Here is a 23780-nt window from a genome sequence, read left to right as displayed (position 1 = left end):
GTTCGATGCCGGGCGGGGCCGCGCGTGTTACGGATCCCGGCCCGTCGCCGCTCGAGGAGCCGCCCGTGACCGACCTTGCCGACACGCCGTCCCTTTCCGAAACGACTTCGCTGGCCGACATGACGGCTTCGGCGCTGCGCGACGCCATCGCGTCCAAGGCCGTCTCGCCCGTCGAACTCATGGACGCCTGCCTCGCCCGCATCGCGGCCGTGAACCCGGCCGTCAACGCCATCGTGGCGCTGGATGCCGAGCGGGCCCGCGCCGCCGCCCGCGCCGCCGAGGCGGCCGTGATGCGGGGCGACGCCCTGGGGGCCCTGCACGGCCTGCCGGTCGGCATCAAGGACACGCAGGACACGGCCGGGCTGGTGACGACCTACGGCAGCCCCCTCTTCGCCGACCACGTGCCGGCGGCCGACGAGGCCTGCGTGGCGCGGCTGCGTGCCGCCGGCGCCATCGTGATCGGCAAGACCAACACGCCCGAATTCGCGGCCGGCGCCAACACCCGCAACATCGTGTACGGCGCCACCGGCAACCCCTTCGACCCGTCCCGCTCGGCGGCGGGCTCCTCGGGCGGCTCCGCCGTGGCGCTGGCCTGCGGCATGGTCCCGCTCGCCTCGGGCTCCGACACGGGCGGCAGCCTGCGCAATCCCGCCGCCTATGCCGGCATCGTCGGGATGCGCCCCTCGCCCGGCCTCGTCGCCAGCGACAAGCGCGGCCTCGGCTGGTCGGCCCTGCCGACCGACGGCCCCATGGCGCGCGACGTCGCCGACACCGCCCTGATGCTGTCCGTGCTGGCGAGCGATGCCGCCGACGACCCGCTCGCCTATACGCTGCCGGGCGAAGCCGTGCGGGCGAGCCCCGGGCGCTGGTCCCCGCCGCGGCCGGTCGCGCTCGCGGGGCTGCGGCTCGCCGCAACGGAAGACTTCGGCTTCGCCCCGACCGAAAGCCACATCCGCCGCGTGTTCCGCTCCCGCGTCGCGGCGGTGTCGCCGCTCTTCGCCCGCACCGAGATGGCGACGCCCGACTGTTCCGGCGCCGACGACTGCTTCGCGGTGCTGCGGGCGTCGCATTTCCTGGCCCAGCACGGCCCCGCCTACCGCGACCGGCCCGGCCTGCTCGGCGCCAACATCCGCGCCAACGTCGAGGAGGGGCTGGGCTACGACCTCCAGGACTACGCCCGCGCCGCCGCCGCGCAGACCCGCATCTACCGCGCCTTCCAGAGCTTCTTCCGCCACCACGACGTGCTGGTGAGCCCCGCCGTGACGCTGAGCCCGCGGCCCTGGACCGAGATGTATCCCACCGCCATCGACGGCGTGCCGACGCGCTCCTACTTCCACTGGCTGGCGCTGGCCTATGCGGTGACGCTGGCGGGCCATCCGGCACTGTCCCTGCCGCTCGGCACCGACGAGGCCGGCCTGCCCTTCGGCCTGCAGATCGTCGGGCCGCGCGGGGGCGACGCGCTGCTGCTCGGGGTCGCGGCGGCGCTGGAGGCGGCCTTCGCCGGCGATCCGGCGCTGGGCCGGCCACGGCCGGACCTCGGACGCCTCGCCGCCGCCCCGCCCCTCGCCGCGGCCCCGGGCTTCCGCGACCCGGGCTGAGCGCCGTCAGGCCGCGCTGCTCAGCCCGCCAATCGGGCGGGACCGGCCGGCCAGGACCGCGTCGCCCTCCGCCACCACGCGGTCGCGGCCGCCGTTCTTGGCGGCGTAGAGGCAGATGTCCGCCCGGCCCAGCAGGTCGACGATCTCGGCCGGCGGTTCGGAGGCGGACGCGAGCGCGATGCCGATGCTCACCGTCGTGCGGACGGGGCCCTGCGGACCCTCGATGACGATGTGGGCGAAGAGGGCGCGGATCTCGTCCGCCACGGCCCTGGCCCGATCGGCGTCGGCGCCCGGCAGCACGGCGGCGAATTCCTCGCCCCCGACCCGGCACACGAGGCTGGTGGGCGGCAGGTAATCGTGGGCGAGATGCGCGAAGGCGACCAGCAAACGGTCGCCGGCCGGGTGGCCGTGGCGGTCGTTGACGAGCTTGAAGCCGTCGAGGTCCATCAGCAGCAGGGCCGTCGGCAGGCCCGCGCGGCACGAGGCCGCCACCAGCGCGGGGCCCGAGCGGGACAGGGCGCGTCGGTTGCCGATGCCGGTGAGCACGTCCTCGAGGGCCTCGCGGCGATGCAGGCTGGCGGCCCGCTCGCGGTCCGTCGCGATGGACGCGACGCCGAGCAGCACCACCACCAGCACGGTTTCGAGCCCCAGCACCCCGCCCCAGACCTGGGCGACGTCGGCGCCGAAGGGCGCCAGCCCGAAGGTGGGGCCCAGGACGGCACGCAGGGCGAAGAAGGCGCCGTGGCCGAAGAAGACGCGCGCCGCCCAGCGCCGCGCCACCGGCCCGGTCGCGGCGGCGCCCTCGCCGCGGTGGTGTTCGACAGCGGTCGCCAGGCTGTAGAGGGCCACGATGGCGGAGGTCACACCGATGCGCCAGGCCTGCGACAGGTCGAACAGCGACACGGCGACGAGCCAGGCGAGGGTCCCGGCGACGATGATCTCGAAGGGCGCCGACCGCGCGTCGAAGCGCCGGGCCGCCGCCCAGAGCAGCCCATAGGACAGCATGAGGGCGGCATTGCCCAGCACGCGCAGGGGGGCGTGGATGTCGGTGGGGGCGGCCAGGACCATGGTGAAGCCCGCGCCGAGGCACAGGAAGGCGCAGCCCGTCCACCTCAGCAGCGGGCCCGCCTCCGCCCCGCGCGCGGCATGGACCATCAGGCCGCCCAGGCCGAACAGGACCAGAACCGAGATCGTGAGCAACGTGACGGGATCGAAAGCCATTGCCGACGGGTCCGGACGCAACCTTGCGTGACCAGGTCAAGCTAGGGCGCAGCGGTTAAGAACCTCACCGCTCGCCTGCGTTGCAGCGTCACTGCGCCACGAGTTCGGCCTGGAGGGCGCCGGCCGACTTGATGGCCTGCAGGATGGCGATGATGCCGGAAGGCTTGAGGCCGATCTGGTTCAGGCCGTTGACCAGCGCCTTGAGCGTGGTGCCGTGCAGCATCTCGAGCGTGCCCTTCGGCTCGGACGACGAGATGGCGGTGGACGGCACCACCTGCGTCTTGCCGCCGGACAGGGGCGCGGGCTGGGACACCTGCGGCGATTCCGTGATGCGCACCGTCAGGCTGCCGTGCGTGACCGCGACGGTCGAGATCTGCACGTCCTCGCCGATCACCACCGTGCCGGTCCGCTCGTCGATCACGACGCGCGCCGGCACGTCGGGGTCCACCGTGAGGTCGCCGATCTCCGACATGAACCGCGTGGCGCCGACGCCCGGCGGGCACAGCAGCGCCACGCGCCGCAGGTCCTCCTCGTGGGCGCCCCGCGTGTGGAAGCGCTGGCGCGTGTAGGCGTTCACGGCATCGGCGACCCGCACCGCGGTCTTGAAGTCCGGGTTCTTGAGTTCGAGCACGAGGCTGCCGCCCGGCCCGAAGCTGCCCGGCGCTTCGCGCTCCACCACGGCGCCGTTGGCGATGCGGCCCGCCGTCGGCACACCCTGGCTGTAGCTTTCGGCGGCGCCCTGGGCGGAGGAGCCCGACACCGAGACGGCGCCCTGGGCGACCGCGTGGGTCTGGCCGTCGCCGCCCATCAGCGGCGTCATGATGAGCGTGCCGCCGAGCAGCGACGTCGCGTCGCCGAGCGACGAGACGGTGACGTCGAGCGGCTGGCCGCGGCCGGCGAGCGGCGGCAGCTGGGCGGTGACGATGACGGCGGCGACGTTGCGGTTGCGGAGCGACATGTTGCGCACGTTGACGCCCATGCGGTCGAGCATGGACTGCACGGCCTGTTCGGTGAAGGGCGCGTTGCGCATCGTGTCGCCGCTGCCGAGCAGCCCCACCACGAGGCCGTAGCCCACGAGCTGGTTGTCGCGCATGCCGCCGAGCGTCGTGATGTCCTTGATGCGCACGGCGGCGGCAGCCGGCAGCGCGCTGCCCAGCAGGGCGAGGGTGGCCAGCGCCGCGAGGGCGAAGGGCGAGGGGCGGCGCATCAGCCCGCGCCCGCGCCGGAGAAGACGTGGACGGCCCCGTCCCCGCCGATGGTCCCCGACACGGTGAGGCCGCTTTCGAGGTTGCGGACCGGGATGACGTCGCCGATCGCGCCGGACTGCAGCGCCGAGCCATAGGTGGCGATGGTGAGGCCGCCCTCGGCGTAGACGATCCGCACCATGGCGTTCAGCGACACGACCTTGGGCTCGCCGATGGCGTTCTTCGGGATGGGCAGGCGCGGCAGCAGGGTGCGGCGGGACGTCTTGTTGACGAGGGCGTTGCGGTCGAGCACCGCGGCGGCGCGGCCGGCGAAGTCGTCCGGCATCTCCATCTCGGTCAGCATGCCGTCGCGGATGATGTCGCCCGGGTAGATGACCACGGCCGGCACCGGGACGAACTGGCCGGCGAGGGCGGGCGCGGCCCAGAGCGCGAGCACGGCCGGGGCGGCCCGGAGCGCGAGCACGGCCGGGGCGGCCCGGAGCGCCGCGAGCGCCCGCGCAGCGCCGTTGTGGCGGGGGCGGCGGAGGGGGCGCGTCATCCGCGGGTTCCCGTCGTGAGGGTGGAGCCCATCTGGTCGCAGGCCTGGATGACCTTGGAGTTCATCTCGTAGGCGCGCTGGGCCGAGATGAGGTCCGAGATCTCCTTGACGGGGTCGACGTTGGAGGCCTCGAGGTAGCCCTGGCTGATGGTGCCGACGCTGGGGTCGCCCGGCACGCCCACCACGGCATTGCCGGACGCGGCCGTCTCGCGGAACATGTTGGAGCCGAGGTGCTCGAGGCCGGTCTCGTTGGCGAAATTGGCGAGGGTGAGCTGCCCGAGCTGCGTCGGGGTCGTGGCGCCGTTCACCGTCGCCGTCACGATGCCGGACGACGAGACCGTCACGTTGGTGCTGTTGGCCGGCACCAGGATGGACGGGCTGACGGCGTAGCCGTCGAGGCTGACGAGCTGGCCGGCCGCGTTGGTGTTGAAGGCGCCGGCGCGGGTGTAGACGGTGTCGCCGTTCGGGCCCGTCAGCTGGAACCAGCCGCGGCCCTGGATGCCGAGGTCGAAGGTGTTGCCGGTGTTGGTGAAGGAGCCCTGCGTCTGCAGGTTCCGGATCGCCGCCATGCGCACGCCGAGGCCGAGCTGCGCGCCCTCGGGGATGGTGCTGCCCGTCCCCCGGTTCGACACGCCCTGCAGGCGCTCGGCTTCGTACATGAGGTCGGAAAACTCCGCCTTGCCGCGCTTGAAGCCGGTCGTGTTGATGTTGGCCAGGTTGTTGGCGATGACTTCGACGTTGGTCTGCTGGGCGGACATGCCGGTGGCGGCGATCGCAAGGGCGCGCATTCAAAAGGTCCCCGGAGCCGGCCGACCCATCGGGGCCGCGTGAGGCTCGTTCTCGAAAAGGATGCCGGGCCACCGAGCCCCGGGAGGGCGGGGCGGGCTCTCGCGAGCCGCGTGAGGCGGACCGGCGGGGCGTCGCGGGGCGGTGCCGGTCAGATCGCCATCCGGCTGACCTCCTGGAAGGCCGCCACCGACTTGTCCCGGATGGCGAGGACGGTCTGCAGCGATTCCTGGGCCGACATCACGGTCTGCACCACGTCCTGGGCGCTGGACTGGCCCTGGATGCCGGAGATCGCGGTGGCCTCGGCCGCCTTCATCTTCTTCACGGCATCGCCCGACACCTGGGCCATGACGGAGCCGAAGTCCCCGCCGCCGGCCGAAACCGCGGAGGTGGCCGAGGCCGCGAGCGAGGACGCGGCGGAGCCGGCCGCGGCGCCGAGCGAGGGCGCCAGCGACGACAGGGCCGAGGTGACGAGCGGGAGGGCTGCGATGATCATGATGAGCCTTTCAGGAGGTCGATGGTCATGGAGATCAGGTCGCGCGACTGCTTGATGACCTGGAGGTCGGCTTCGTAGGAGCGGTTGGCTTCGCGCATGTCGCTCATCTCGGAGATCATGTTGACGTTGGGCATCTTGACGGCGCCCTTCTCGTCGGCGGCGGGGTTGCCGGGGTCCTGCTGGACCTGGAAGGCGCTCGGGTCCTCGCCGACGGACTTCACCGCCACCACGTCCTGGCCCGCCACCTGGTCGAAGGTGTTCTCGAACGTGATGGTCTTGCGGCGGTAGGGGTCGGCCCCCGGCGTGGCGCCGGTGGACTGGGCGTTGGCGAGGTTCTCCGACACGACGCGCAGGCGCGCCGATTGGGCGGACAGGCCCGAACCCGCGACCCGGAGCGCCGCCTGGAGGGAGTCGATCATCGGCGCCTCGGGGATTGTGCAGGGATCGAGCTTGTGCCGGGATGCCCTCCGGCAGCATCGGGACGTCTCTGTTCGTCGGCTGAGAAACGGGACTTCATCCGCGAACCCTCAGCTCTTCACCGCCGACATCAGCATGGCGTGAAAGCTCTTCACGATGCCGGTGTTCAGCGAATAGGCACGGTTGACGTCGCCGGCCTTGATCAACTCCTGCTCGAGGCTGACCGAGTTGCCCGACTCCGTCACCTCCCACGGGGTCTCCTCCTTCATGGCGGCGGCCTGGGCCTGGATAGGGTCGAGCGCGAGATGGCTGGGGTCGGTCGACGCCATCTCGAGCTTGGTCTTGTCGAGCACTTCGGAGAAGGGCTTGACGGATTGGGCCCGGTAGCCGGGCGTCGAGGCGTTGGCGACGTTGGCGGCGATCACCGACTGGTCGGTCGACAGCCAGCGGGCCTGCCGCGCCGCGAGATCGAAGAGGTGGATGGGGTCCACGGCGACACTCCCCGGCACGTGGTTCAGGACGAGGCCGACCGTGCCGGCCCAACCTTGCACGGGGCTGTCGCGCGGCCGTCGCGGTGCCGCAGCAGACCCGGCCGTCCCAAGAATAGAACTCGCGGCCGCACGCTCCCGAAAGTCGCGAGCCGCCACGCCAGCCCGGAATACAACCCGGTTAACCCGGCGGTGACGTCCGGCTCGCGCGAATCACCCGGTCCGGCTCGGTTCGTTACCGAAACGTTACCTGACGCTGGGGCATGGGATCGACATTGTCTTCATGAAAAGAGGGGCGCGGCAGGGGGCGGGGACGCCGGATCGCAACGCTTTATTAAGCATCCCGGCTCTAAAAAATTTCCACAGATGGTGAATGAAACGTGAGCGCGGCCCGGCCAACCGGACCCGCACCGGACCGAGGATGCCCCCGATGCTGATTCTGATCGACGACCGGGAAATCGTGGCGGTCGGCTATGCCGGCGGCTTCAAGTCCGAAGGCGTCTGCTCGACCGGCTTCTGCCCGACCGACTTCCGGGGCTGGATCGAGACCGTCGCGGACCACGACCTCCAGGCCGTCGAAGCCTTCCTGATCGGCAATTGCCGGGATCGGTCGGAGTATCCGGGCTGGATCCGCGAGCGCTCCGGCGCGCCCATCATCGCCATCAACGAGACCCAGTCCCTCGAACAAACGCTGGACCTCTTCGCCGCCGGCTTCGACGACGTGGTGCGCAAGCCCATCCACGTCCGCGAACTCCTGGCCCGCATCGACGCCATCCGGCGCCGCGTGGCGGCCGGTGCCGCCAAGAAGGCCGACGTGACGGTGGGCGAGATCCGCGTCTTCTTCGACGGGCGCGACCCCGAGATCCGCGGCGAAGCCTTCCTGTTGCCGCGCCGCGAGCGCCGCATCCTGGAATACCTGGTCAAGAACCGCGGCCGGCGCGTCTCCAAGACCCAGATCTTCAACGCTATCTACGGCATCTTCGACGAGAACATCGAGGAGAACGTGGTCGAGAGCCACGTGTCGAAGCTGCGCAAGAAGCTGCGGGCCAAGCTCGGCTACGACCCGATCGAGTCCAAGCGCTACCTCGGTTATTGCCTAGAGGATCCTGCCGGCGCAGCCCCGGCCGGGGTGTGGGACGGCGAGCGGGCAGAGGTCGCCGGCCGGGCGCTGGTGGCGGACGCCGCCTGACCGGGGGCGGCCCACCGCCGCCCCTGCCGCCCCTGCCGATCCACGCCGCCACGCCGCGCTTGAAGCGGCGTGGCCGCAGGCCATCGCGGCTCGCGCCGGGAACCTGTCGGCCTGCATCGGGGCGACGCGGGATCGGTTCGGATCAGCGTCGGATCCCGCAGGTCCGCAGGTCCGCAGCGACCCGCGTCAGTTCGCACCGAAGCGCAAGTGCCCCAGCAGGCCCAGGGTCGCGTCCTCCATCAAGCGATCCACGCCAAGGCCGCCGTCACTGGGGTGCCGGTAGGTCCCGCGAGCCAGATTGACGGCGAGATGCCCGACTCGCCCGAGCGCTCGTTTGCTGGTGTTCAGGTCGCGCCGAGCCGCGCAGTGACGGTGGATCCGTCGCCAGTGCGCGACTGGCGCGACGAACCGGGGATCGTCGGCGGCGTGCGCATCCAGCATCGTCAGTCGGTGCAGGGCGATGTCGACCAGCCAGGCGACCCGCCGTACCCTCGACGGCTCGTCGGCCATCTTGGCCCGGATCTTCCCGACGAAGTTGCGGTTCTGGAAGCCGAAAACGTTGGCGCTGTGCTGACGGTAACCGACCAGCGGCTCGTCCAAGAGCGCGATCTTGCCGAAGCTGCCGGCGAGGAACGAGGTCCAGCCATCGTGACCGAGGGCGTTTTCGGGAGCGTTGCTGTCACTGCCGCGCGTCGCGCGGTCGTGGGGCAGCAGATCGAGCAGCCGTCGGTCGAACGTTTGCGCAAAGCCCCAGAACATCGTCCAAGGTTCGAGCGTGCAGGGCGGGACGGTTCGGGACCCATCGATGTGACGCCGCATCTCGCCGACAGGCTCGCCGGCGGCGTCGATGAGCGTAGCGGTGTGGACCGCCATGACCGCTCCGCCATCCCGGATGGCGGCGAGCGAGCGTTCGATCTTGTCGCGACGCCAGATGTCGTCCTGGTCCGAGAAGGCTATGTAGGGATGGGTCGTGAGCGATGCCGCCTTGAAGAAATTGTCCGCGTAGCCGAGATTGACAGCATTGCGTTCGAACCGGATCGGCACGGGAGACCGTGCGGCGAACTCGCCAACTATGCTCGCCGTCCCGTCTGACGATGCGTCATCGCAGATCACGATCTCGCTCGGCGGAACCGTCTGCGACACGATGCTGTCGAGCTGCTTCTCCAGGAAGCGCGCCCCGTTATAGGTTGCCATGGCGACCGAGACAGACATCTCGCCTCGCGCGGACGGGCTCAACACCGGATGTCGTGTGCACATAGAATAACCATCCAATGTCGATCGAACGGGATCCTATTCAGTGCATTAATCTTGTCAACTGTGTCGCGCGACGGCATTGAGCGGCAGTCGGCTCACCGGCGCCCGCACCGCTCCGGCGTGGAGTTCGAAGACTCCCCCCATGGCCTACCGCCACCTCGTTCCGTCCAGCGCCACTCCAAGACCGTCACGGCCGCCCCGCGAGGCCGCGACCCTTTCACGATCGATGTCGTCGACGATCTCGCCCCGGCTCACACGTTCGGCGACACGGTGACGATCGACGGCCTGAGCGCCCACAAGGTGAAGGCCGTGCGGGAAGCCATCGGGGCCGCAGGGACCCGCCTGCTCTGCCGTCACGGCTACAGTCCCGACTCCGACCCCATCGAGAACGCTCTTGCCAAGCTGAAACCCTGCTTCGGACCGCGGCGGCTCGAACCGTCTCCGACCTGCGCGCCGCCCTCCGGCAAGCCTCGACGTGCTTCACCATTGCAGACCGCCGCAACTGTCTCGCCGCCCCAGCCAACGGAACACAGGATTCGACCTGATGGGCAACAGCTCCAACGTCCGAAAATGATGGAATAAATAATATCCCGGCAACGCATCTGGATTGACATTAGGCAAAGGGACACTTCCTGCTTTGCTAAAATTGTTCTGTTGGCTTTGGTTTGGTGAGACCCGGATTCACAACAATTGCGGTCCGGGAATGATGTCATGGATCTTCAGATCAGGCGATGGAAGCGATGCAGACCATTTCTAGTAAAGATATTATAGCGTCTTGGTTTGTAGCAGACGACCCCCTCAATGCGTCGGATTTTCCGCAGACCGGGCATGACTCGTCCCGCGAAAAATTCCAGCAAGTCTACTGGCGCTGTGTCGTCGGCTTCTACGCCACGCTGGCACGACAATCGCCGAACGCAAGAAAAGTGTTTTTCACGAACCTTGAGACCCTGCCCAAGATCGGAACGTTTGATATTGCCGAGTTCTTCTCGCGCATCGGCGTGGAGGTCATCACGCTGCGAACCGTTCGACGCTTGGGAAGCGCAAAGGTAAAAACCTGGAACAATCAGTTCTTCATCCTCGATATCATCGAGCATCTGGCGTCGCGCACGGATTTCGAGACCGTGATGGTGCTGGATGCCGACTGCGTCTGGGTCCGTTCGCCCGACGCGATGGTGTTCGACGTGCGCCGGAGGGGGATCCTGTCCCTCTCGCAACCCTACCCCGAAAGCTTCGCCATCAACGGCGTGACCAGGCCGGACATGATGAGAGCCGCCGCGCTCCTGGCTGGTCGGCCTCTGCCATGCGTGCCGCATTACTCGGGCGGCGAGCTGTTTGCCGCCACGGCAGCGCGCGTCAAGGATGTTTGGCGAACTGCCGAGCCGATGTGGCAGCGCCTGCTCGACGCGGCGCCTGGGGAAATCACGGTGACGGAGGAAGGTCAGTTCCTCAGCATCATCTATGAATTCCTCGACGTCCCCGTTGGGACTGCCGATCCTCACTGCCGGCGCCTGTGGACGGCTCTTCGCCTCAACAACGTGTCGATGGAGGACAAGGACAGCTCTCGCTGTGTCTGGCATCTCCCCATGGAGAAGAAGACCGGTTTCGCCGATCTGTTCAGAGCCATAGGCCAGAACGATTCCTGGGTCTGGACGACCGATCCTGACGGACTCCGCGAGATCATCGCCAAGACGATGGGCATCCCGCGTCGCAGCGGGAAGCAGTGGTTGATGCAGGTCGCGGCACGCGCAGAATTCTACAGGGAAAAGTTGGACAAGCGAGCACGGACCAGCTGAACAGGCGAGAGGCGACGACGGAACGTGGCGACCCCGCGCAAGGGTTCGGAGGGCTCGAAGCGCGTTCGCCCTGAGCCGCGCCACGCCGCCGGGCCAATGCGGGTTCGACCGTCGACAAGCATCACGTCCCCCGCGGCCTTGACCCGCGCCCGCCGCATCTCCATGTCCTGGACGTTCCACGGAGATCCCCGGCAAGGGGCTGAGACACCGCTGGGCCCTCCGCATCGCGGATGGGCGGCGCGGAAATCCATAGAACCTGATCCGGTTCGCACCGGCGTAGGGAATGGAACCGGCCCCGCCTCGCTGCATCCGCCGGTCCCCGTCCCTCGCCGCCATGCCAGGGGGAGTGGATGCCATGGCGGGTGCGCCCGTCCTTTATAACGGCCTCGGGCCCGCGCCGCGCCCTTCCGCGCTCCCGGCCCCCGCCGTGCCGGCCGCGGTCGACGTCGCCATCGTGGGCGGCGGCGTGGTCGGGCTGTCGGTCGGCTGGCGCCTCGCCCGGCGCGGCCTCGCGGTCGCGGTGTTCGACGCCGGAGCGGCCGGCGGCGGCACGAGTTCGGCCGCCACCGGCATGCTGGCGGCCGCCGCCGAACACGAGCCGGGCGGCGACGCGCTGCTGGACCTCGCGCGCGAAAGCCTCGCCCTGTGGCCGGCGTTCCGCGACGCGCTCGAGGCCGACGCCGATGCCGCCATCGACTATTGGGCCAAGGGAACGCTCGTCGTGGCGGTGGGCCGCGACGAGGTCGACCGGCTTCGCGCCCGGCACGCCCTGCAGCTGCGGGCGGGGCTCGACGCCCGCTGGCTCGGCGCTTCGGCGCTGCGCGAACTCGAGCCCGGCCTCAGGCCCAACGTGGCGGGCGGCATCCTGTGCCCCGGCGACCATCAGGTCGACCCGCGGCTCACCGTGGCGGCGCTGCGGGCGGCCTTTCTGCGCCGCGGCGGCCTGCTCGTCGAGGGCGCGGCCGTCGAGGCGCTCGACATGGCGGGCGGTGCCGTCGTCGGGCTGGTGGCGGCGGGCCGGCCCTGCCGCGCCGGCACGGTCGTGCTGGCGAGCGGCGCCGCCGCGGCGTCGGGCGGGCTGCTGCCCGCGGGGTTGAACCTTCCGCTGCGGCCGCTCAAGGGCCAGTCCATGGCGCTGCGGGCCCGCCCCCAGTTCGGCCGCAACCAGCCCCTCCCCATCGACCACGTCGTGTGGACCGCCGAGGTCCATATCGCGCCGAAGTCGGACGGCCGCATGATCGTCGGCGCCACCATGGAGGAGGCGGGATTCGATCCCCACGTGACGGCGGGCGGGCTCTATGCGCTGCTGGAGGGCGTGAGGCGGGCACTGCCGGGGGTCGAGGAGATGGCGGTCGAGGGCGTCTGGGCGGGGTTCCGCCCCACGACCGAGGACGACGCGCCGGTGCTGGGGGGCTCGGCGGTGCCGGGCCTCGCCTTCGCGGCCGGGCACCATCGCAACGGCTACCTGCTGGCGCCGGTGACCGCGCAGGCTCTGGAAACCTGGATCGTCGACGGCGCCGTCGCGGGCGCGGCGACCGGTTTCGGCATCGGCCGCTTTCAACGGCCTACGGGAGGATGACGCATGAAGCTCATGGTCAATGGCGAGGACCGGGACACGGAAGCCCGGACGCTGGCGGCGCTGTGGTCGGCCGAGACGGAGCATCTCGAACCGGCCTCGCGCCGGGGCTTTGCCATCGCGCTCAACGGCGAGGTGGTGCGGGCGGCGCGCTGGGACGAGACGACGATCGACGAGGGCGACCGGGTGGAGATCATCCGCGCCGTGGCGGGAGGCTGACATCATGACGGACATCAACGACGATCCCCTGGTCATCGCGGGCCAAACCTTCGCGTCGCGGCTGATCCTCGGCACGGCGGGCTATCCCACCCAGCGCATCATGGCCGACGCCGTCGCGGCCTCGGGCTGCGACATGGTCACGGTGTCGATGCGGCGGATCTCGCTCGCCGGCCACGGCTCCGACACGGTGAGCCTGCTCAAGGGCCTGCGCTTCCTGCCCAACACGGCCGGCTGCGAGACGGCGCGCGACGCCATCCTCACGGCGGAACTCGGCCGGGAAGCGCTCGGCACCGATTGGGTCAAGCTCGAGATCATCGGCGACCGCGAAACCCTCTATCCCGACGCCGCGGAACTGTTGAAGGCCACGGAAGAGCTCGTCGAGCGCGGCTTCACCGTGCTGCCCTACTGCTTCTCCGATCCCGTCCTGTGCCAGCGCCTCGCCGACCGCGGCGCCGCCGCCGTCATGCCGCTCGGCTCGCTCATCGGCTCGGGCCTCGGCGTGTCCGACCCCGCGCTGCTGGAACAGCTGTGCCGCCGCTCGCCCGTGCCGGTGATCGTCGACGCCGGCCTCGGCACGGCGTCGGACGCCGCCATCGCCATGGAACTCGGGGCTTCGGCGGTGCTGCTCAACACGGCCGTCTCGAAGGCCGACGAGCCCGTGCTGATGGCCCGCGCCTTCCGCCACGCCGTGGAAGCGGGACGGCTCGCCCACCGGGCCGGCCGCATCCCGGCGCGGCGGCGCGCCGAGCCGTCGAGCCCGCAGATGGGTCTCGTCGGCTCGTGACGCCGCTGCCGGCGCGCCTGCTCGTCGTCACCGACCGGCACCAGGCGCCCGAGCCCCTGGCGGACCGGGTGGAGCGACTGCTCGCCGCCGGCATCCGCTGGATCTGGCTGCGCGACAGGGATCTGCCCCCGGCGGAGCGCCGGGCCCTGGCCCGCGACCTCGCGGCTCGGGTGGCGCGCCACGGCGGGTGCCTGTCGGTGGGGGCCGACGTGGCCTTGGCCGCCGCCGTCGGGGCCGGCGTCCAGCTCGGCGCCGGCTCCGACGTGGCGGCGGCGCGCCGCGTCCTCGGATCCGGGTCCCTCGGGTCCCGGGCCCTCGTCGGCGTTTCGGCCCATTCCCTCGCCGACATCGGCGCGGCGCGCCGGGCCGGCGCCGACTATGCGACGCTGAGCCCCGTCTTCGCCTCGGCCAGCAAGCCCGGCTACGGCCCGGCGCTCGGTCTCGCCGCCCTGCGCGACGCGGCCGCGCTCGGCCTGCCGGTGCTGGCGCTCGGCGGGGTCGGGGCGGCTGCCGCGCGCGGCTGCCTTTCCGCCGGCGCCGCCGGCGTGGCGGTGATGGGCGAGGCGATGCGCGGCGACGGCGCGACCGTTGAGGCGCTGGCCCGGATCTGAGCGCACCTGCGCGCCCGGCTTGCCAAAGCCGCGCCGAACCGCGACAGCTCCCCGCCGCCATCTCCGCCGCCCCTTCCCTTCCGCGAGGCCGCGACCGTGAACCCCGTCTTCGCCGACCTGCCCACCACCGTCTTCGAGACCATGTCGCGGCTCGCGCGCCAGCACGGGGCCGTCAACCTCGGGCAGGGCTTTCCGGAGGACCCCGGCCCGCTCGATGTGCGCCGGCGCGCCGCCGAGGCCGTGCTCGACGGCTCGAACCAGTACCCGCCCATGATGGGCCTGCCCGAGCTGCGAGAGGCGGTGGCCCACCACTACCGTCGGTTCCAGGGGCTGGCGCTGTCGGCCGACGACGTCATGGTGACGTCGGGGGCCACGGAGGCCCTGGCCGGCGCACTGCTGGCGCTGATCGAGCCCGGCGACGAGGTGGTGCTGTTCCAGCCGATGTACGACGCCTACCTGCCGCTGGTGCGGCGCGCCGGCGGCGTGCCGCGCTTCGTGACGCTGACGCCGCCGCACTGGGACTTCACCGACGCCGACCTCGCCGCGGCCTTCTCGCCCCGCACCCGGGTGGTGCTGTTCAATTCGCCCCTCAACCCCTCCGGCACCGTCTTCCCCCGCGCCGCCCTGGAGCGGCTGGCGCGGTTCTGCGTGGCGCACGATGCCGTCGCGCTCTGCGACGAGGTGTGGGAGCACATCGTCTTCGACGGGGGCCGACACGTCCCCATGATGGCCGTCCCCGGCATGGCGGAGCGCACCGTCAAGGTCGGCTCGGCCGGCAAGATCTTCGGGCTGACGGGCTGGAAGGTCGGCTTCGTGGTGGCGCCGCCCCCGCTGATGCGGGTGCTGAGCCGGGCGCACCAGTTCCTCACCTTCACGACGCCCCCGAACCTGCAGAGCGCCGTCGCCTTCGGGCTCGGCAAACCCGAGGCCGATTTCGACGCCATGCGGGCCGACCTGCAGCGCTCCCGCGACCGGTTGGCCGACGGGCTCGCCCAGCGCGGCTTCGCCGTGCTGCCGACGGCCGGCACCTATTTCCTCAACGTCGACCTGGCGCCGCTCGGCATCGCCGACGACGTGGCCTTCTGCCAGGCGCTCGTGGCCGACCACGGCGTCGCCGTCGTTCCGGTCTCGGCCTTCTACGCCCGGGACGCCGTGCGCAGCGTGGTGCGGTTCTGCTTCGCCAAGAGCGACGCGACGCTGGACGCCGCGCTTGAGCGGTTGGAGGGGGTGGCGCGGCACGCAACCTGATCGGGGCCTACGGCACCGGATTGGCAACGGGCATTGACCGACCATGCCATCGACGTATCTACATTGACGATCTGAAGCGCATGCCGCCCACGGGCCGGACGAGACAGGATCCCACGATGATTGCTCAAGTCGCCAGATGGGGGAACAGCTTGGCGCTTCGGATCCCCGCCCCGCTCGCCCAGACGCTGAGCGTCAAGGAAGGGCGTTCGGTCGAACTCAGGGTCGAGGATGGGCGTCTGATCGTCGTGCCGATCGATGACAAGCCGAGCTACGCCCTCGAAGACCTGATCGCCGGCATGGCCACCGACATGGCGGACGAGGCTTTCGCCGGAAGTCCGGTCGGCCATGAATCCTTCTGATGCCTACTGCCCCGACAGAGGCGACCTCATCTGGCTCGACAACGATCCATCCAAAGGACACGAACAGAGCGGTCACAGGCCGGCGCTGGTGCTGTCCCCCCGCGCCTACAACGTCAAATCGGGCCTCTGCGTCGTAGCGCCGATCACGAGCCGCAAGGCGAAATATGCGTTCGACGCCGAACTTCCCGAAGGTCTCGGCATCAAGGGCCTGGTGATCTCGGACCAGGTGTCGAGCAAGTCCTGGGCGCAGCGACGCTCCCGCCTCATCGGCACGGCTCCGCGGGCGCTGGTCGAGGACGTCGCCGCGAGGTTCAGGGCCCTGCTGCCGTGATCGCCCCCCTTGCGGGCGCTGTCCGCACGCGGGATTAGCAAGGCCGGATCTCCGTGCTAAGGGTCGGGGCATGAGGGCGACGGCGCAGTTCGGGGACCACGGGAGAGCGGAGCACGGCAGGGACGGCCACGGCGGCGAATCCCGCGCCGAACCGTCCGCGCGCGCCGACCCCGGCACCCGCACGGGCGTCATCCTGCAGCACCTCGGCGCCCGGCCCATCGTGCTCACCGGCATGATGGGTGCCGGCAAGACCGTGATGGGGCGCCGCCTCGCCGCCCACCTCGGGCTCGACTTCGTCGACAGCGACATCGAGATCGAAACCGCCGCCGGCATGACGATCCCCGACATCTTCGCCCGCCACGGCGAGCCCTTCTTCCGCGACCGCGAGAACCGCGTCGTCGGCCGGCTGATCGGCGGCGGCCCGCGCGTCGTCGCCACCGGCGGCGGGGCCTTCATCCACCCCGCCACCCGCGCCGCCATCAAGTCGGGAAGCTTCTCGGTTTGGATCAAGGCGGATTTCGACGTATTGATGCGCCGCGTGCGCAAGCGGTCCAACCGGCCGCTGCTGCGCACGCCCGACCCCGAAGGGACCCTGAAGCGCCTCATGGCCGAACGCTACCCCGTCTACGCGGAGGCCGATCTTACGGTCGAATCGCGCGACTGCTCGCACGACGTCATGGTGGACCAGATGGCGGCCGCCATCGCGGGGCGCCTCGTGCCATGACGCCCGACGCGGAAGCCAGCGGCACCGGCTCGGCGCCGACCCGCGTCCCGGTCGGGCTCGGGGACCGGTCCTACGACATCCTGATCGGGCCCGGCCTGCTGGCGCAGGCGGGGGCGCGCATCGCCGCGCTGGCGCCGGGCGCCGCCTGCGTGGTCGTCACGGACCGGCACGTCGCGGCCCGCCACCTCCCGGCGCTCGGGGCCTCGCTCGACGCCGCGGGCCTGCGCCATGCGGCCGTCGTGGTGGCGCCGGGCGAGGGCTCCAAGAGCTTCGACGCCTATGCCGAGGTCTGCGGCGCCGTGCTCGACGCGCGGGCGGAGCGCGGCGACATCGTCGTGGCGCTCGGCGGCGGCGTCGTCGGCGACCTCGCCGGCTTCGTGGCCGCCACGCTGAAGCGCGGCATGCGCTTCGTGCAGGTCCCGACGAGCCTCCTCGCCCAGGTCGATTCGTCGGTCGGCGGCAAGACCGGCATCAATGCCCCCCAGGGCAAGAACCTCGTCGGCGCCTTCCACCAGCCCAGCCTGGTGCTGGCCGACACCGGCTGCCTCGACACGCTGAGCCCGCGCGAGTTTCGCGCCGGCTATGCCGAAGTCGCCAAATACGGCCTCATCGACGATGCGGCCTTCTTCGATTGGCTCGACGGGAACCGCGCCGCGGTGTTCGGCGAGAACGGCCCGGCGCGCCGCCACGCCATCGCCCAGTCCTGCCGGGCCAAGGCCGCCGTCGTGGCGCGCGACGAGCACGAGCACGGCGACCGGGCGCTCCTCAACCTCGGCCACACGTTCGGCCACGCGCTGGAGCGGCTGAGCCGCTACGACGGCACCCGCCTCGTGCACGGCGAGGCGGTGGCGATCGGCATCGCGCTGGCTTTCCGCTTCTCGGCCGCGCAGGGCCTGTGCCCGATGTCCGATGCGGACCGCGTCGCCGCCCATCTCCGCGCCGTGGGCCTGCCGACCCGCATCCGGGACGTGCCGGGCTGGACGGACGGTGCCGAGGCGATCCTCGACGCCATGATGCAGGACAAGAAGGTGACGCGCGGACGCCTCAACCTCATCCTCGCCCGCGGCATCGGCCGGAGCTTCGTGGCACCGGACGTGCAGGCCGAAGCGGTGCGGGGCTTCCTCGACGACGAGCTGGTGAAGGACTGAACCGATGCATGGCGCTCCGGCCGAAGTCGCCGCCCAGGGGGTGGACCTTTGGCTCGATATCGCGATCGTGGTGGCCTGCATCACGCTGTCGGCCTTCTTCGCCGCCGCCGAGACGGCGCTGACGGCGGCGTCCCGGGCCCGCATGCACGCCATCGAGAAGGGTGGCGACGTGCGGGCCGGCATCGTGACGCGCCTGCTCGAGGACCGCGAGCGGTTCATCGGCGCCATGCTGCTCGGCAACAACGTCGCCAACATCAGCGCCTCGGCCCTCATCACCAGCGTGCTGCTGGCGCTGGTGGGCGAGACCGGCGTGATCTACGCCACCGTGATGATGACGGTGATCATCCTGGTCTTCGCCGAGGTGCTGCCCAAGACCATCGCCATCAACTTCCCGGACCGGGCCTCGCTGTTCCTGGCCCGCATGGTATCCGTGATGGTGGCGGTGTTCGGGCCCGTGCTCGCCGCGGTCGAGATCGTCGTGCGCGGCATCCTGCGGCTGTTCGGCGTCGACCTCGACGAGAACCGCTCCATGCTGAGCGGGGTCGAAGAGCTGAAGAGCGCCGTCGACCTGCTGCATCAGGAGGGCGGCGTCGAGCGCAGCGACCGCGACATGGTGGGCGGCCTGCTCGACCTCCATGACCTCGAAGTGCAGGACGTCATGGTCCACCGCACCAAGATGCAGAGCATCAACGCCGCCCTGCCTCCGGCCGAGGTGCTGCGCGAGGTCCTGGCGTCGCCCCACACGCGGCTGCCGCTGTGGCGCGGCGAGCCCGACGAGATCATCGGCGTGCTGCACGCCAAGGAAGTGCTGCGGGCGTTGAGCGAACTCGGCGGCGACGGGACGCGGCTCGACATCGACGCCATCGCCTTCGAGCCCTGGTTCGTGCCCGCCACGACCAGCCTGCAGGACCAGCTGCAGGAATTCCTGCGCCGCAAGCAGCATTTCGCCCTGGTGGTCGACGAATACGGCGAGGTCGAAGGCCTGGTGACGCTCGAAGACATCCTCGAGGAGATCGTCGGCGACATCCGCGACGAGCACGACCTGGCCGTCCAGGGCCTGCGCCTCAACGCCGACGGCAGCGTGACGGTGGACGGCTCGGTGCCGATCCGCGACCTCAACCGGGTGATGAACTGGGAGTTGCCCGACGAGGAGGCCAACACCATCGCCGGCCTCGTCATCCACGAGGCCCAGACCATCCCGGACGTCGGCCAGGTCTTCACCTTCCACGGCTTCCGCTTCGAGGTCCTGCGCAAGGTGCGCAACCTCCTGACGTTGATGCGGGTGACGCCGGACGGGGACGACGAGGCCGGCAAGGGGACGGCCGCCAAGGGCGCGGCACCCAAGGGCGCGGCACCAAAGGGCGCGGCCGCCAAGGGCGCGGCCTCGAAGCCGCTCCCCGCGCCCGCCGGCCGACGCAGGCCCGCCCCGCCGACGCCGCGCCTGCAGCTCGGCGCAGAATAATGTCGCACCCGGGAACTTTCCGTCGTCGGGCATTTCAGGTCCCATCATAGGTGAATGCCCGCCCCTTCGCCGGCCCTATCCTGACCCGTGCCACACGGACGGGACCGCCCGATGGACCGCGACGCCGACTTCCGCACCTGGAACATCTTTCGACGTCGTCACGACGAGGGGCTCTGCTGCGCGATCTCGGCCGAGACGCCGGTGCCGACCTTCCTCCTGTCCGGGGATTGGAACTTCGGCTTCGCCTTCGCCGACGGCGACCCGCCGGTCACGGGCTTCTGCGCCGAGGCCGCCGAGGTCGGCACCGGCTTCGGCGGCTTCTACCTGTTCCTGGCTTTCGCGGTGACGAGCCGGCAGCGTCACTGATCGGGCAGAAAAGCCCGGCCGCGGGAGCCGAAAGCGGGGTTCGCGCATTTCTCCTGTCCAGAGCGCCCGACGACGCGGCGCCACAGGCGACAGGAAGAGCGATGTCCGAGCATACCTACCGGCTGATCGAGGTCGTGGGCTCGTCCCCGAACGGCATCGACGATGCCATCAAGGAAGCCATCGTGGACGCGTCGAAGACCATCCGCAACATCCGCTGGTTCCAGGTGGTCGAGACCCGTGGCCACGTCGAGGACGGCAAGGTGGCGCACTTCCAGGTGACGTTGAAGATCGGCTTCACGCTCGACGACCGCTGAGAGTTGGTGAATGAGTGCCCTCGACCCTGAACGCGACGAGACTTCTCTCAACGTCCTCGGCGGGCACTCAGGCACGGGCTCGAAACGGCCACCACCTTCGACGTCTGCCCCGCCGCCTCCGCCCAAGAGCGCTTCCGTGAGCGACGCCGAGACGACGGGCCAGGCCCGACGCGACCGGCCGGCGTTTCCGGGCGATGGCGTCGGTCCGGCGGCAGCTCAGGCGACAGGCGTGGCGGGGGTGGCGCGGCGCCCCGACGAGGCGGTGCCGCGGCCGCTCCGGCGTTTCCTGGCGCTCGACGACTTCGTGCCGGCGGCGCGGCAGCGGCTGCCGCGGCAGATCTACGGCTATTACGCCGGTGCTGCCGAGACGAACCAATCGCGCGACGACAATCGGCGCGCCTTCCGCGACATCGCCTTCGTGCCGACGGTGCTGGCCGACGTGTCGCGTCGCTCGACGGCCGCGACCCTCTTCGGCCAGCCCTATCGCTTTCCCTTCGGCATCTCGCCCATGGGCCTGTCCGGCCTCGCGTGTTTCGAGGGCGACCTCGTGCTGGCCCGAGCCGCGCGGGCCGAAGCCATCCCCATGGTGGTCAGCGCCACCTCCATCATGCGGCTCGAGCGGCTCGCGGCCGAAGGCGGGGCGCGCTGGTTCCAGGCCTACCTGCCGGGCGAGCCCGAGCGCATCGCCGCCATGGTGGACCGCGTGGCGGCGGCGGGCTTCGACACCTTCGTCCTCACCGTCGACGTCCCGGTGCCGGCCAACCGCGAGAACAACACCCGCACGGGCTTCTCCATCCCGCTGCGCCCGAGCCTGCGGCTGCTGCTGGACGGCCTCACCCATCCGGACTGGTCGGTCGGCACCTTCGCCCGCACCCTGCGGGCCGGCATGCCCCACATGGAGAACATGGACGCCCACCGCGGCCCGCCGATCCTGTCGCGCGACCTCGTGCGCGCGGTCGGCAAGCGCGACGGGCTCTCGTGGGACCACGTCGACCTGATCCGGCGGCGCTGGCGGGGCCGCTTCGTGCTCAAGGGCGTGCTGTCGGCCGCCGATGCCGCCGAGGCCGCCCGGCGCGGCGTCGACGCCGTGTGGGTGTCGAACCACGGCGGGCGCCAGCTCGACGGCGCCCTCGCCCCCCTCCATGCCCTGCCCGCCATCAAGGCCGCCGCCGGTGCCATGACGGTGCTGTTCGACAGCGGGGTGCGGCGCGGCACTGATGTCCTGAAGGCGCTGGCGCTCGGCGCCGACTTCGTCTTCCTCGGCCGCCCCTTCCTCTTCGCGGCCGCGGCGGCCGGCGAAGCCGGCGTGCGTCACGCGGTCGGGCTGCTCGGCGCCGAGGTGGAGCGCGACATGGCGCTGCTCGGCGTCACGGACGTCGGCACGCTCGGCCCGCAGCACCTCTGCGACGCGCATCCGCGGCTGGGCTCGCACGGCGCCGACTAGCCCGCGCCGATCCGCAGGCTGGCGGGCCTGCGCATACGTGAACTGGCCGCAGCGCCGGCTGAACATCGGTCCCGGCGAAGTCGGTACCGACGTACAGGAGCGGTGCATCGCGCCCACTGGCGAGTGCATAGGCGAAGCAATCGCCGAAGTTGAGACTCGCTGGATCCACACCCTTGCCCCAGCGCGCATAGGCATCGGCGACCCGCCGAGCCTACAGTGCCGTCACGCTTTCGACTTCGAACGCGAGCCCATCGAGCAGCCGGCGCATCTCCTGACCGAGACTGCGCCGGTCCGCCACGACCAACGCCTCGGCCATTGTCCCAGCCGAGGTCGCCGGCGCTCCGGCGGTCTCCAGGGCGTCCATGCAGGCCTCTGCCTGTGGCTCATCGAGCAAGATGGCCATCAGCGCCGAGGTGTCCACCGCCATCATCGCGGCAGCCCATCATCGCCGTAGAGGTCGTCCTGGCTGCGGGCAGCGGAGGCGGAGGCGGCCGCCGCCTTTGCGGACCCGAGCCGGCGCAACTCTTCCCTCAGCGCCCGCCGCTCGACGGCTCCCCGCATCGACGGGACCGGCACCAGCCGCACCGCCGGGCGGCCATGGCGCGTCAGGACGACCTCGTCGCCCGCCTCGGCCCGGCGGACGAGATCGGTCAGCTGGGCCTTCGCATCCGTGACGGAAACCTGCATGTCCAGCCCTCGCCATACGGTCGTGTCGGCAGACCCGAGACAGACCGTCGAGCGATCCGCCTCAATGCCCCATCACGCCATGGACCGCGTCGGCCGATCCCAGCCCTGGGCCGGGATCCGGCCCTGGATCCGGCCCACGCCGCCGGGGGCGCGGGGCCGGGTGCGGAACGGCCGATCGCGTCTCGCCGGCGCGACGTGCCCCGGCTGGGCGCCGCGCCCCCGGATCCGAACCGGGACCCGGCCCGTTCCGAACCCGCCGGGGCGCCCGTCCCCCGCGATGTGCAGGAGCCAGCATGATCCGCAACCCCTTTCTCCGGACGCTGACGCGCGTCAGCCTCGTGTGCCTCTTCCCGCCGAGCGCGCTCGACAAGATCGTCAACCGCCAGCAGGCCCTGCAGCAGGCCTCGTCCGGCCCCCTGCCCGACCCGGCCCTGCTGCTCGACCTCGGCATCGCGGTCGAGACCATCGCGCCGCTGATGATCGTGATGGAGAAGCGCGACCGCGAGGCCGCCGTGGTGCTGGCCGGGTTCTGCGCCGCCACCGCCCTGCTCTATCACCAGTTCTGGACCTACGACGACCTGATGGTGCAGGACGGGAAGAGCGAGGGTCGCGAGCACCTGTGGGAGTTCCTGAAGAACTTCGGCCTCGTCGGCGGCCTCATGACGGTGGCGCTGGAGCATCGCCCGCGCCCGCCCAGGCCCGCCCCGCCCGTGCAGCGCCGGCCGGCGCCGAACCCCGCCCGCAAGGCGCAGATCCCGCCGCGGGCCCGCTACACGGCCTTCCGCTGAAGCCCGGTCCGCGCGGCGCGTGACGCGGGGACGGTCCCGGCCCTATAAGCGGGCGGGGCGCGTCCCCATCTCACCCATCTGAGGCCGGCTTTGAACCGGCTGGAGGATCATCCATGTTCATCGAAACCGAGCCGACCCCCAACCCCGCCACCCTGAAGTTCCTGCCCGGCCGCCCGGTGATGGCCGAGGGGACGCTGGACATGCGCGACGCCGCCGGCGCCGAGCGCTCGCCGCTGGCCCAGGCGCTGTTCTCGATCGAGGGCGTGTCGGGCGTGTTCTTCGGCGCCGATTTCCTGTCGGTCACCAAGGCGGGCGGCGATTGGGCCCAGATGAAGCCCGCGATCCTCGGCGCCATCATGGAACACTTCACCTCCGGCGCCCCCCTGCTCGAGGCCGGCCACGCCGCCCCCGCCGCCTATGGCGCGGACGGCGACGAGTTCTTCGACGACGCCGACACCGACACGGTCGACACCATCAAGGACCTCATCGAGACGCGCGTGCGCCCGGCCGTGGCCGGAGACGGCGGCGACATCACCTTCAAGGGCTTCCGCGACGGCATCGTCTACCTGAAGATGAAGGGCGCCTGCGCGGGCTGCCCGTCCTCGACGGCGACGCTGAAGAGCGGCATCCAGAATCTGTTGAAGCATTTCGTGCCGGAAGTTCACGCCGTCGAACAGATCTGATAGGCCGGACGGAGGAGCCCGTCACACGGGCGACATCAACCGGCCGCATCG

The 23780-nt window shown here is 71.0% G+C and carries 27 protein-coding genes and 1 pseudogene; 18 read left to right on the top strand and 10 right to left on the bottom strand.

Annotated elements, in window-relative coordinates; translation table 11 throughout:
- Window positions 1-119 precede the first annotated feature (119 nt).
- On the top strand, window positions 120-1598 hold the full coding sequence (locus D3272_RS07950) for an amidase (protein ID WP_129218668.1): 1479 nt from the start codon (window positions 120-122) through the stop codon (window positions 1596-1598).
- A gap of 6 nt (window positions 1599-1604) precedes the next feature.
- Here D3272_RS07950 and D3272_RS07945 read toward each other — a convergent pair whose 3' ends face one another.
- The 7 genes from D3272_RS07945 to flgB form a co-directional block, all read right to left on the bottom strand.
- Window positions 1605-2819, bottom strand: coding sequence for a GGDEF domain-containing protein (locus tag D3272_RS07945; RefSeq protein ID WP_129218618.1), 1215 nt, complete (start codon window positions 2817-2819; stop codon window positions 1605-1607).
- 88 nt (window positions 2820-2907) lie between these two features.
- Window positions 2908-4026 (bottom strand): flagellar basal body P-ring protein FlgI, encoded by a 1119-nt coding sequence (gene flgI / locus D3272_RS07940; protein WP_129218617.1) that lies wholly within the window; start codon window positions 4024-4026, stop codon window positions 2908-2910.
- The gene (gene flgA, locus D3272_RS07935; protein WP_129218616.1) at window positions 4026-4562 is read right to left on the bottom strand and encodes a flagellar basal body P-ring formation chaperone FlgA; all 537 of its coding nucleotides are present in this window, start codon (window positions 4560-4562) and stop codon (window positions 4026-4028) included. The genes flgI and flgA overlap by 1 nt, the downstream gene beginning before the upstream one ends.
- The gene (gene flgG, locus D3272_RS07930) at window positions 4559-5350 is read right to left on the bottom strand and encodes a flagellar basal-body rod protein FlgG (RefSeq protein ID WP_129218615.1); all 792 of its coding nucleotides are present in this window, start codon (window positions 5348-5350) and stop codon (window positions 4559-4561) included. The genes flgA and flgG overlap by 4 nt, the downstream gene beginning before the upstream one ends.
- A 149-nt stretch (window positions 5351-5499) precedes the next feature.
- Window positions 5500-5844, bottom strand: a complete 345-nt coding sequence (fliE, locus tag D3272_RS07925; protein WP_129218614.1) for a flagellar hook-basal body complex protein FliE — start codon at window positions 5842-5844, stop codon at window positions 5500-5502.
- Window positions 5841-6260, bottom strand: a complete 420-nt coding sequence (flgC, locus tag D3272_RS07920) for a flagellar basal body rod protein FlgC (RefSeq protein WP_129218667.1) — start codon at window positions 6258-6260, stop codon at window positions 5841-5843. The genes fliE and flgC overlap by 4 nt, the downstream gene beginning before the upstream one ends.
- A gap of 111 nt (window positions 6261-6371) precedes the next feature.
- Window positions 6372-6752 carry a flagellar basal body rod protein FlgB gene (gene flgB, locus D3272_RS07915; RefSeq protein WP_129218666.1) on the bottom strand — a complete coding sequence of 127 codons (381 nt, stop codon included), beginning with the start codon at window positions 6750-6752 and terminating at the stop codon, window positions 6372-6374.
- Window positions 6753-7179: 427 nt separating this feature from the next.
- Between flgB and D3272_RS07910 the strand changes: the two genes are divergently transcribed.
- Window positions 7180-7938, top strand: a complete 759-nt coding sequence (locus D3272_RS07910) for a response regulator transcription factor (RefSeq protein ID WP_129218613.1) — start codon at window positions 7180-7182, stop codon at window positions 7936-7938.
- A gap of 186 nt (window positions 7939-8124) precedes the next feature.
- Here D3272_RS07910 and D3272_RS07905 read toward each other — a convergent pair whose 3' ends face one another.
- A complete protein-coding gene (locus D3272_RS07905) occupies window positions 8125-9150 on the bottom strand; it encodes a glycosyltransferase (protein WP_165361270.1) in 1026 nt (341 codons plus the stop codon).
- Between the two features lie 773 nt (window positions 9151-9923).
- Here D3272_RS07905 and D3272_RS07900 point away from each other — a divergent pair.
- The 14 genes from D3272_RS07900 (at window position 9924) to D3272_RS07835 (ending at window position 21571) form a co-directional block, all read left to right on the top strand.
- Entirely contained in the window at window positions 9924-10985 is a 1062-nt protein-coding gene (locus tag D3272_RS07900) for a hypothetical protein (RefSeq protein WP_129218611.1), read from the top strand.
- 355 nt (window positions 10986-11340) lie between these two features.
- Window positions 11341-12564: a glycine oxidase ThiO gene (gene thiO / locus D3272_RS07895; RefSeq protein WP_129218610.1), complete on the top strand. Its 1224-nt coding sequence runs from the start codon at window positions 11341-11343 to the stop codon at window positions 12562-12564.
- 3 nt (window positions 12565-12567) lie between these two features.
- On the top strand, window positions 12568-12780 hold the full coding sequence (gene thiS, locus D3272_RS07890) for a sulfur carrier protein ThiS (RefSeq protein WP_129218609.1): 213 nt from the start codon (window positions 12568-12570) through the stop codon (window positions 12778-12780).
- 4 nt (window positions 12781-12784) lie between these two features.
- Window positions 12785-13564 carry a thiazole synthase gene (thiG, locus tag D3272_RS07885; RefSeq protein ID WP_129218608.1) on the top strand — a complete coding sequence of 260 codons (780 nt, stop codon included), beginning with the start codon at window positions 12785-12787 and terminating at the stop codon, window positions 13562-13564.
- Window positions 13561-14175 carry a thiamine phosphate synthase gene (locus D3272_RS07880; protein WP_129218607.1) on the top strand — a complete coding sequence of 205 codons (615 nt, stop codon included), beginning with the start codon at window positions 13561-13563 and terminating at the stop codon, window positions 14173-14175. The genes thiG and D3272_RS07880 overlap by 4 nt, the downstream gene beginning before the upstream one ends.
- Window positions 14176-14271: 96 nt before the next feature.
- A complete protein-coding gene (locus D3272_RS07875) occupies window positions 14272-15423 on the top strand; it encodes an aminotransferase (RefSeq protein ID WP_129218606.1) in 1152 nt (383 codons plus the stop codon).
- Window positions 15424-15503: 80 nt separating this feature from the next.
- Complete coding sequence (locus tag D3272_RS07870; protein WP_129218605.1) at window positions 15504-15782, top strand: AbrB/MazE/SpoVT family DNA-binding domain-containing protein; 279 nt, start codon at window positions 15504-15506, stop codon at window positions 15780-15782.
- Entirely contained in the window at window positions 15769-16113 is a 345-nt protein-coding gene (locus tag D3272_RS07865) for a type II toxin-antitoxin system PemK/MazF family toxin (protein ID WP_129218604.1), read from the top strand. Before D3272_RS07870 ends, D3272_RS07865 begins: the two co-directional genes overlap by 14 nt.
- A gap of 70 nt (window positions 16114-16183) precedes the next feature.
- Window positions 16184-16837: a shikimate kinase gene (locus tag D3272_RS07860; RefSeq protein WP_129218603.1), complete on the top strand. Its 654-nt coding sequence runs from the start codon at window positions 16184-16186 to the stop codon at window positions 16835-16837.
- Window positions 16834-17985 carry a 3-dehydroquinate synthase gene (aroB, locus tag D3272_RS07855; protein WP_129218602.1) on the top strand — a complete coding sequence of 384 codons (1152 nt, stop codon included), beginning with the start codon at window positions 16834-16836 and terminating at the stop codon, window positions 17983-17985. Before D3272_RS07860 ends, aroB begins: the two co-directional genes overlap by 4 nt.
- A 4-nt stretch (window positions 17986-17989) precedes the next feature.
- Window positions 17990-19447 carry an HlyC/CorC family transporter gene (locus tag D3272_RS07850; protein ID WP_129218601.1) on the top strand — a complete coding sequence of 486 codons (1458 nt, stop codon included), beginning with the start codon at window positions 17990-17992 and terminating at the stop codon, window positions 19445-19447.
- Between the two features lie 111 nt (window positions 19448-19558).
- Complete coding sequence (locus D3272_RS07845) at window positions 19559-19813, top strand: hypothetical protein (RefSeq protein ID WP_129218600.1); 255 nt, start codon at window positions 19559-19561, stop codon at window positions 19811-19813.
- Window positions 19814-19914: 101 nt separating this feature from the next.
- On the top strand, window positions 19915-20127 hold the full coding sequence (locus D3272_RS07840) for a dodecin (protein ID WP_129218599.1): 213 nt from the start codon (window positions 19915-19917) through the stop codon (window positions 20125-20127).
- 238 nt (window positions 20128-20365) lie between these two features.
- Window positions 20366-21571: an alpha-hydroxy acid oxidase gene (locus D3272_RS07835; protein ID WP_428977968.1), complete on the top strand. Its 1206-nt coding sequence runs from the start codon at window positions 20366-20368 to the stop codon at window positions 21569-21571.
- A 52-nt stretch (window positions 21572-21623) separates the two neighbouring features.
- Here the strand turns inward: D3272_RS07835 and D3272_RS07830 are convergent.
- Window positions 21624-22001 (bottom strand): annotated as a pseudogene (locus D3272_RS07830) (type II toxin-antitoxin system VapC family toxin); the annotation flags it as partial.
- Window positions 21998-22258: a type II toxin-antitoxin system Phd/YefM family antitoxin gene (locus D3272_RS07825; RefSeq protein ID WP_129218597.1), complete on the bottom strand. Its 261-nt coding sequence runs from the start codon at window positions 22256-22258 to the stop codon at window positions 21998-22000. The gene D3272_RS07825 and the pseudogene D3272_RS07830, both read right to left, overlap by 4 nt.
- A gap of 293 nt (window positions 22259-22551) precedes the next feature.
- On the opposite strand from D3272_RS07825, the gene D3272_RS07820 reads away from it, so the two are divergent.
- Window positions 22552-23046, top strand: a complete 495-nt coding sequence (locus D3272_RS07820; RefSeq protein WP_129218596.1) for a DoxX family membrane protein — start codon at window positions 22552-22554, stop codon at window positions 23044-23046.
- Between the two features lie 113 nt (window positions 23047-23159).
- A complete protein-coding gene (locus D3272_RS07815; protein ID WP_129218595.1) occupies window positions 23160-23729 on the top strand; it encodes a NifU family protein in 570 nt (189 codons plus the stop codon).
- Window positions 23730-23780: the final 51 nt, after the last annotated feature.

Source organism: Lichenibacterium ramalinae (assembly GCF_004137085.1).
Classification (GTDB): domain Bacteria; phylum Pseudomonadota; class Alphaproteobacteria; order Rhizobiales; family Beijerinckiaceae; genus Lichenihabitans; species Lichenihabitans ramalinae.
The sequence above is the reverse complement of the archived record's forward strand: the minus strand, read 5'-3'. Positions and strand labels throughout refer to the sequence as shown.

Bases quoted from the DNA above. Each gene is read 5' to 3' on its own strand.
- D3272_RS07845 (WP_129218600.1), top strand. From the start codon at position 19,559: ATGGACCGCGACGCCGACTTCCGCACCTGGAACATCTTTCGACGTCGT.
- D3272_RS07860 (WP_129218603.1), top strand. From the start codon at position 16,184: ATGAGGGCGACGGCGCAGTTCGGGGACCACGGGAGAGCGGAGCACGGC.
- D3272_RS07905 (WP_165361270.1), bottom strand. From the start codon at position 9,150: ATGTCTGTCTCGGTCGCCATGGCAACCTATAACGGGGCGCGCTTCCTG.
- D3272_RS07865 (WP_129218604.1), top strand. From the start codon at position 15,769: ATGAATCCTTCTGATGCCTACTGCCCCGACAGAGGCGACCTCATCTGG.
- D3272_RS07945 (WP_129218618.1), bottom strand. From the start codon at position 2,819: ATGGCTTTCGATCCCGTCACGTTGCTCACGATCTCGGTTCTGGTCCTG.
- D3272_RS07910 (WP_129218613.1), top strand. From the start codon at position 7,180: ATGCTGATTCTGATCGACGACCGGGAAATCGTGGCGGTCGGCTATGCC.
- flgI (WP_129218617.1), bottom strand. From the start codon at position 4,026: ATGCGCCGCCCCTCGCCCTTCGCCCTCGCGGCGCTGGCCACCCTCGCC.
- D3272_RS07820 (WP_129218596.1), top strand. From the start codon at position 22,552: ATGATCCGCAACCCCTTTCTCCGGACGCTGACGCGCGTCAGCCTCGTG.
- flgA (WP_129218616.1), bottom strand. From the start codon at position 4,562: ATGACGCGCCCCCTCCGCCGCCCCCGCCACAACGGCGCTGCGCGGGCG.
- D3272_RS07825 (WP_129218597.1), bottom strand. From the start codon at position 22,258: ATGCAGGTTTCCGTCACGGATGCGAAGGCCCAGCTGACCGATCTCGTC.
- thiO (WP_129218610.1), top strand. From the start codon at position 11,341: ATGGCGGGTGCGCCCGTCCTTTATAACGGCCTCGGGCCCGCGCCGCGC.
- D3272_RS07850 (WP_129218601.1), top strand. From the start codon at position 17,990: ATGCATGGCGCTCCGGCCGAAGTCGCCGCCCAGGGGGTGGACCTTTGG.
- D3272_RS07815 (WP_129218595.1), top strand. From the start codon at position 23,160: ATGTTCATCGAAACCGAGCCGACCCCCAACCCCGCCACCCTGAAGTTC.
- D3272_RS07870 (WP_129218605.1), top strand. From the start codon at position 15,504: ATGCCGCCCACGGGCCGGACGAGACAGGATCCCACGATGATTGCTCAA.
- D3272_RS07900 (WP_129218611.1), top strand. From the start codon at position 9,924: ATGGAAGCGATGCAGACCATTTCTAGTAAAGATATTATAGCGTCTTGG.
- fliE (WP_129218614.1), bottom strand. From the start codon at position 5,844: ATGATCATCGCAGCCCTCCCGCTCGTCACCTCGGCCCTGTCGTCGCTG.
- thiS (WP_129218609.1), top strand. From the start codon at position 12,568: ATGAAGCTCATGGTCAATGGCGAGGACCGGGACACGGAAGCCCGGACG.
- flgG (WP_129218615.1), bottom strand. From the start codon at position 5,350: ATGCGCGCCCTTGCGATCGCCGCCACCGGCATGTCCGCCCAGCAGACC.
- D3272_RS07840 (WP_129218599.1), top strand. From the start codon at position 19,915: ATGTCCGAGCATACCTACCGGCTGATCGAGGTCGTGGGCTCGTCCCCG.
- thiG (WP_129218608.1), top strand. From the start codon at position 12,785: ATGACGGACATCAACGACGATCCCCTGGTCATCGCGGGCCAAACCTTC.
- D3272_RS07950 (WP_129218668.1), top strand. From the start codon at position 120: ATGACGGCTTCGGCGCTGCGCGACGCCATCGCGTCCAAGGCCGTCTCG.
- aroB (WP_129218602.1), top strand. From the start codon at position 16,834: ATGACGCCCGACGCGGAAGCCAGCGGCACCGGCTCGGCGCCGACCCGC.